We start from the raw sequence: 1,185 nt of genomic DNA, 5'->3' as shown, positions 1-1,185 counted from the left end.
ACTGAGTGGTGACATTGAGCGCATTCGTTCCTACTATCTTGATAGCGGTTACATCAAGTTCAATATTGAGTCTACTCAGGTCTCGATTTCTCCAGATAAACAGAACGTATTTATTACCATCAACGTTGATGAGGGGCCGTTATTTACTGTTCGTGACTTTGAGCTCAAAGGGGATTTAGTGCTTGAAAAGAGTGAGTTGGAAGAACTTGTCTTTATCAAGCCGGGAGATACATTTTCTAGAAACAAACTCACCCTTTCTGCTGAGCAAATTTCGCGTGCTTTAGGTGGCGAAGGTTACACCTACGCGAGTGTAAATCCCATTCCTGAGCCGCATGACGACAACAGTGCGAGTATTGTTTTCTATATTGATCCCGGCAAGCGAAACTACGTGCGCAGGATTAACTTTATAGGGAATACCACAACAAAAGATGCTGTACTCCGTCAAGAAATGGTTCAAATGGAAGGTGCTTCCGCGTCGACGGATCTCATAGAGGTATCCAAAACGAAACTTTCTCGCCTCGGTTACTTTGGTAATGTGTCCGTAGAGACGCCGTCTGTGCCTGGTGTCAACGATCAAATCGATGTTAACTACTCCGTTGAGGAGCAGAGCTCGGGTAATTTATCCGCAAGTCTGGGTTTTAGTCAGGGGAGCGGGCTAACTCTTGGTTTAAGCGTTTCTGAGAATAATTTTTTCGGTACAGGCAAACGCGTTTCGTTTGGTATAAACACGAGCTCCTCAGTGAAGTCAGCGAATTTCAGTTATTTGAACCCTTACTATACAGTCGACGGCGTGAGTCGCGGTTTCAGTGTTTATGCTCGCGAAACGGATTTTGATCAGTCGAATCGATCTGATTACATTCTTGATGCATCGGGCGCGTCGGTCACCTTTGGGTATCCGATTGATCCTGTTTCTCGTCTTAGCTTCGGCGTTGGTGTTTCTAACACGGCTTTAGAGGTCGGAGATCTTCCGCCACTAGAGATTCAGCGCTTCATCGATCAAAATGGTGATAACTTTAACAACTTTGATGTGACGTTAGGGTGGTCGCGAAGTACATTAAATCGCGGAATGTTTCCGACTGCTGGTTGGCGTCAGGGGCTTTCTGGTGAGATCACGGTTCCCGCAAGCGATCTGTCGTTTTATAAGCTTCGGTACAATTCGAATTTCTATGTGCCATTAAGTGAATC

The 1,185-nt window shown here is 45.5% G+C and carries 1 protein-coding gene; it reads left to right on the top strand.

All coding sequences use genetic code 11. The features are described from left to right. A partial coding sequence (bamA, locus tag A3751_RS13105) for an outer membrane protein assembly factor BamA (RefSeq protein WP_068456753.1) occupies window positions 1–1,185 on the top strand: 1,185 nt, incomplete at both ends.

The sequence above is a fragment of the Oleiphilus sp. HI0080 genome, assembly GCF_001635135.1.
The sequence above is the reverse complement of the archived record's forward strand: the minus strand, read 5'-3'. Positions and strand labels throughout refer to the sequence as shown.